Consider the following 6115-nt stretch of genomic DNA (forward strand, 5'->3'; position numbering starts at 1 on the left):
TTTTACACAAAAAGTATATTCCCACCTTAAAATTATTAGTACCTTCGTTAGCATAAGAACATATATTTTAGAAAAAAAGTGGTCAATAAGTTAGTAGCAAGGTTAGACATGGACATGGATGAAGAGTTAGATTTCACCCTACTCGCCATCACCTGCCCGCTGAAAGATTACCGTCTCTGTCACTTTATCAACAAAGTGACAAATCTGGATTTTTCCAGAGGCAAAGAGAGCAAATATGATCATGATGGCCGTCCAAAAAATAAATCCGAAGAAGAACTTGAATATCATATCATCTTTGATGCAAAGAAAAAAATAAGCTACCACTTTACCGCTTTTCATTACCTCAGTCCCGATTCGGACACAGAATATTTTCTCATCAACAATAAAAGTATCGAGGGAACCTTTTTAATCCCCGAAAACCCCCATTTTGATTTCTTCGTCATCATCAAAAATTACATCTGTGAAGAAGATGTTGAACATATAATCAAAAGGATCAGCAAATTACCCGAAGTAGTCATAGCGAAAGAAATATCACCAAAAATATTGAAATCTAAAGAAAATCTCATATTTTAGCAGACTGTAGGTTAGTGTAGCAAATACACCTAACTGTAAATCTAAATTAATTCGATTTAGTTTTGACAAAACGACAACAATACAGCAAGCTGTTTGTTGTCATAAATGAAGAACATTAAAAAATACAAAATAACAGATGGAAAAAGTTCAAAAAAGGACTAAAATTGTCGCAACATTAGGCCCTGCTTCGGCAGACAAACAAGTTTTGACCAACATGATTGCCAAAGGGGTTGATGTGTGTCGGTTGAATTTCTCTCATGGCAGCCAGGCAGATCACCTTAAGGTAATCGAAACTATAAATGCAATAAATAATGAAACCGGATTCAATGTTGCCATCTTAGCTGACTTACAAGGTCCAAAGATTCGGATCGGAAAAATGAAAGAAGGTGGTGCTGTTCTCGTCAATGGTTCAAAAGTTGAAATCACCACACACGAACTCATTGGAGATGAAAACAGAATCTATATTACATACGAAAACTTTCCAAACGATGTTGAAGCAAACGAAATCATATTACTTGATGACGGAAAACTTCAACTTCGTGTTTTAGAGACCAACCATAAAGACACCGTAACTTGTGAAGTCGTGCATGGAGGTGTCCTTACTTCACGTAAAGGTGTCAACCTGCCAAACACCAAAGTATCTATCCCTTCATTGACTGAGGAAGATTTGGATAACTTAAACTTTGCATTGGATCACGGTGCTGACTGGATTGCCATGTCATTCGTTCGTTCGGCGGAAGATATCGCGCAATGCAAAAAAATCATTGCTGAAAAAGGAAGTCATGCGCGCGTAATCGCCAAAGTAGAGAAACCAGAAGCAATCGAAAACATTGATGCTATCATCGAAGCTACTGACGCTGTCATGGTCGCTCGTGGAGACCTTGGTGTTGAACTTCCTATGGAAGAGGTACCGGGACTTCAAAAAATCATTGTCCAAAAATGTAGAGACCTTTCAAAACCTGTAATTATCGCTACTCAAATGTTAGAAAGCATGATTACTACACCTCGTCCTACCCGTGCTGAAGTAAACGATGTTGCCAATTCAGTATTGGATGGTGCAGATGCAGTGATGTTAAGTGGTGAGACTTCAGTTGGCGAATTTCCGGAGATCGTGATCGAAACAATGAGTAAGATTATTATCCACGTGGAACAAACTTCTTATCCTTATTATAATGAGAAAGTTAGTGAGATACACGACGGAACGCTTATTCCAGACGCAATTTGCGCCTCTTCAGTTTATCTGGCTCAAAAAACAAATGCCTCAGCAATTGCCGTGTTGACATCTTCCGGTGCAACAGCATTTGAAATTACAAGTTACAGACCAAATGTAGACATCTTGGTATTTACAGGTACACAGACATTATTGAGACAATTGAGCTTGCTTTGGGGCGTAAAAACATTCATTTACGACAAATTCGAAAGTACAGATGGTTCTATCCATGATGTCAATAGATTTATCGTCAAAAACAACTACGTTACACCAGGATCAATTATCATTAACACAGCCTCTACACCGTTAATTGAAAAAGGTAAAACAAATACAATCCGTGTTTCTCAGCTGTAAGAAATAGGATCAAAAAAGAAAGGCATTCGCGGTAAAACGAATGCCTTTCTTTTTTATTTTTTGGGATAGAGCGAATCTATCTTAAATTTGAAATCTTTCACTTTTAAACTATCTTCCAATAGCTTAAACCTTAATGAGTCACGCTGTGATTTTTTCCTCTTGGGTATTTTTTCTGTCCCCGGCATAGGCGATAGACTATCCAGCTTTTTGAATTTCTGAACGGGCATATTATACTTTGCTGAAGCCGTATCTAATCCCAGAACGGGCATCTTGGAGTGTTTATCCTGTAATAAAGGACGATACTCTTTTTGCTTAATTTGGCCAAAGGCAATTCCCACCGTAAAAGATAATGCCAATGATAATACGTAAGCTTTCATAACATAATCTATTTTAACTTCTAATTTACAACAACATAACCAAGATTTAAAGCAATCGCTGTTAAACATTGTTAAAACAGCTTCAAAACAAGTTAGCATCTTTATATTTGTAACAATACAAGTAAAGTGGAAGATGGAAGGCAAGAAAATATAATTTAATGAAGAAAAATAGTATTGTATTAATCATTGGACTAATGTCTTTGGCGCTAATCGGGGTATTGGCCATGCAATTCTATTTCCTGCGGGATTCCTATCGTCAAAAATCACAGCTTTTTGATGAATCTGTCAATGCCGCGCTTACGGCTGTCGCAGGGAAACTCGAACGCCGTGAGGTTGTGGATTTCGCGAAAGTACAACAGGAGCGTAATATCGAAAAATCCAAGCAGGAACAAGCGAAACAACGTCAGTTAACTGAACAGCTTAGACTCCAAACTCAAATTGAAGAACTCCGTGGCAAATTAGATCAGGTCTATCAAAAATATAAAGTACGAGAAGACAAATTAAAGGCACTTTATCCCAATGTAGTCAATATCGAAAACTGGTTTTACGAAACCTATATCAGAAGACCACAATACCAGGATCTCGTTGAGATTAATATTATCAAAACCCCAACAAATAGCATGTATTATCAGGAAGACGTCATTGTGTCAGCAACAAAGACTATTCCGCGTATAGAAGCAAAGGATGATAGCACTCGATTTTTGATTATCCATTTTGACGATTACAAAAGATTGATAGGAAGAGATTTATTTGTCCTCCCCCCAAGATCAGATCCAAAATTAGCCCGGAAGATTTTCGAACTTGAAACGAAATTAAATAAATTATCCCGGCAAAATGCCCGGTATGAATTCAATGTCTACGACTCCGTTGCCATGCTCGGCGGTAAAAAGGCTGATTACATCGAAGATGTCGCTATCGGGATGGAGCTGGCCAAAAGACCGCTAAAAGACCGGTTAAACGTTATTATTGTTCAGGAACTCCTAAAAGAAGAACTGGCACAACGTGATATCAAAGCGCCGTTTAATATCGAAATATGGAGCACAAGCAACATCTTGCTGAACAATATCCTGAATGAAGCCGAATTAAACAGCCCTAAAAATACCACAAAGTACTCAACTGCTCTTTTTAAAGGTGACATCGGTGCTGCGCCGGGAAAACTGACAATATATTTTCCGAATAAAAAAGCGATTATTGCGGACAACATGGGCTATTTATTACTGCCCATGCTCGCGCTCCTGTTTCTACTGGTCGGATGTTTTGCGTATACGCTTATTATTATCTTCAGGCAAAAGAAAGTATCTGAAATGAAAACCGACTTCATAAACAACATGACACATGAGTTTAAAACTCCCGTGGCTACGATTATGATCGCCAGCGAATCACTCAAGGATCCGGACATCAATGCAGACCATAAACGTGTACAGAAATTGGCCAATATCATTTACGACGAGAATGTTCGTCTCGGAAATCATATTGAACGGGTACTGGATTTGGCAAAACTGGAGAAAGAAACCTTAAAACTCGACCGTGAAGATGTGCATATCAACGACCTTGTTGCCGCCGTCACCGACAGTATGCAGCTTCGGATGCAGAACATCGGCGGACAGTTCAGTGTTGACCTAGCGGCAACAAAAGATATTGTTGTCGGGGATGAACTGCATTTTTCAAATGTTTTTTACAATCTACTGGATAATGCGATCAAATACAATAAAGGAGATCTACATGTCAATATCAATTCCAAAAATGTCGGCGACAACATCGTTATCACCATTGCTGACAATGGAATCGGGATGAGCCGGGACCACCTTCAAAAGATATTCGATCAGTTTTATCGCATTCCTACTGGAAATGTCCACAATGTAAAAGGTTTTGGCCTAGGCCTCAGTTATGTCCAAGATATATTGAGAAGGCTCAATGGAAGGATCACCGTAAAAAGTGAGAAAGATAAGGGCACAACCTTTGAGGTAATTTTGCCCATAAAAAAATAACACGTTCCTTTTTTGTATATTCAGGGAACATTAGTGAAAATTAATAGATTCATTATGCAAAAGATATTATTAGCAGAAGATGATCCCAATTTGGGGGATCTTTTAAAGGATTATCTCGAATTAAAGGGAAAATTTGACGTCACGCTCTGTATAGATGGGGACGAAGCCATTTCCCAATTTAAAAAAAATGATTACGACTTATGCATTTTCGATGTCATGATGCCTAAAAAAGACGGTTTTACCGTAGGCCGTGAAATCAGAAAAACAAATAGCACTGTACCGATCATCTTCGCCACCGCAAAGGGGATGATGGAAGACAAGACTGAGGCATTTGAATTAGGTGGAGATGATTATATTACCAAGCCGTTCCGTGTTGAGGAGTTACTGCTTCGGATTAATGCCCTTCTGAAACGTAGTGTTAGAGACAAAGAAGATGAAGTGGTTGCAGACAAATTTGAAATTGGAGATTACTTCTTTGATTATACAAGTCAGCAGATCTCCTACAAGGGTCAAACGCAAAAATTATCAACAAAAGAGGCCGAGTTGCTCCGTCTGCTCTGTTTAAAAAAGAATGATGTATTGACCCGTGAAGAAGCCTTATTAAAAATATGGCATGACGACAATTATTTCACCGGCAGAAGTATGGATGTATTTCTCAGCAAACTTCGCAAATATCTAAAAGAAGATAACAAGGTAGAAATTGTCAATGTGCACGGGAAAGGGTACAAACTTCTGGTAAGCTAAAAACATAGCGGGTGAGATTCCATTGAACAATTTCACCCTGCTTTCCAATGAAAAGAAAGAAATAAAACTTTTCTATCCTTAGTAGATTATAAAAAATAGATGCACTTTTATAAAAAATTTGCATGTCAAAAAAAAATGTACTAACTTAGCGTCGCTTATAGAGAAAGGCAGAGGGAATAGACCCGATGAAGCCTTAGCAACCTGTCCCTTGACAAGGTGCTAAATTCTACCCTACTTGATATGGGAATGATAAGCCGAAGTCACCGAATTCTAGTGTGTCCTTCTCTCTAGCAAGAAATATAGTTGTAAAGAAATATTAAAAACATTATTATGTTATTGACTAACAATTTAGGTTACCCTCGTGTGGGCGCGTTCCGCGAATTGAAAAAAGCCAATGAGGCCTATTGGGCTAAAAAATCTTCTGTTGAGGAATTATTGGACACAGCAAAAAAAATTCGTGAAGGCAATTGGAAAACACAAAAAGATGCTGGAATAGATTTGATCCCTTCCAATGACTTCTCTTTTTACGATCAAGTATTGGATTTAACCCTTACTGTTGGTGCTATCCCTGCTCGTTATCATTCTTTATTGAATAAAGTTGATAACAACTACAGCTTAGACTTATATTTTGCTATGGCCCGCGGTTTCCAGCAAGAAGGAATCGACGTGACTGCAATGGAAATGACCAAGTGGTTGGATACCAATTACCACTATATGGTTCCCGAATTCACAAAGGATCAAGAATTCAAATTGACTTCCGAGAAATTCTTAAATGAATACAGCGAAGCAAAATCATTGGGTATTGAGACAAAACCAGTTTTACTTGGCCCAATCACTTACCTTTTGATCGGTAAAGAAAAAGAAGCTGG

5 protein-coding genes, 1 pseudogene and 1 riboswitch are annotated in these 6115 nt (G+C 38.2%); of the genes and pseudogenes, 5 read left to right on the top strand and 1 reads right to left on the bottom strand.

Translation table 11 applies throughout. The features are described from left to right. Positions 1 to 78 precede the first annotated feature (78 nt). Both B4G94_RS03565 and pyk read left to right on the top strand, forming a co-directional pair. Positions 79 to 573 carry an IPExxxVDY family protein gene (locus tag B4G94_RS03565; RefSeq protein ID WP_241254902.1) on the top strand — a complete coding sequence of 165 codons (495 nt, stop codon included), beginning with the start codon at positions 79 to 81 and terminating at the stop codon, positions 571 to 573. A gap of 136 nt (positions 574 to 709) precedes the next feature. Beyond that, the gene (gene pyk, locus B4G94_RS03570; RefSeq protein ID WP_165305479.1) at positions 710 to 2137 is read left to right on the top strand and encodes a pyruvate kinase; all 1428 of its coding nucleotides are present in this window, start codon (positions 710 to 712) and stop codon (positions 2135 to 2137) included. 53 nt (positions 2138 to 2190) lie between these two features. On the opposite strand, the gene B4G94_RS03575 is transcribed toward pyk, so the two are convergent. Next, complete coding sequence (locus B4G94_RS03575) at positions 2191 to 2514, bottom strand: hypothetical protein (protein ID WP_108636228.1); 324 nt, start codon at positions 2512 to 2514, stop codon at positions 2191 to 2193. Between the two features lie 158 nt (positions 2515 to 2672). On the opposite strand from B4G94_RS03575, the gene B4G94_RS03580 reads away from it, so the two are divergent. The 3 genes and pseudogenes from B4G94_RS03580 to B4G94_RS03590 form a co-directional block, all read left to right on the top strand. Beyond that, positions 2673 to 4502: a sensor histidine kinase gene (locus B4G94_RS03580; protein WP_165305478.1), complete on the top strand. Its 1830-nt coding sequence runs from the start codon at positions 2673 to 2675 to the stop codon at positions 4500 to 4502. A gap of 54 nt (positions 4503 to 4556) precedes the next feature. Next, positions 4557 to 5246 (top strand): response regulator transcription factor, encoded by a 690-nt coding sequence (locus B4G94_RS03585; protein WP_108636230.1) that lies wholly within the window; start codon positions 4557 to 4559, stop codon positions 5244 to 5246. 152 nt (positions 5247 to 5398) lie between these two features. Beyond that, positions 5399 to 5502: riboswitch (SAM riboswitch) on the top strand. 74 nt (positions 5503 to 5576) lie between these two features. After that, positions 5577 to 6115 (top strand): annotated as a pseudogene (locus B4G94_RS03590) (5-methyltetrahydropteroyltriglutamate--homocysteine S-methyltransferase); the annotation flags it as partial.

The sequence above is a fragment of the Sphingobacterium sp. UBA7625 genome (genome assembly GCF_002484085.1).
GTDB classification, from domain to species: Bacteria; Bacteroidota; Bacteroidia; order Sphingobacteriales; family Sphingobacteriaceae; genus Sphingobacterium; species Sphingobacterium athyrii.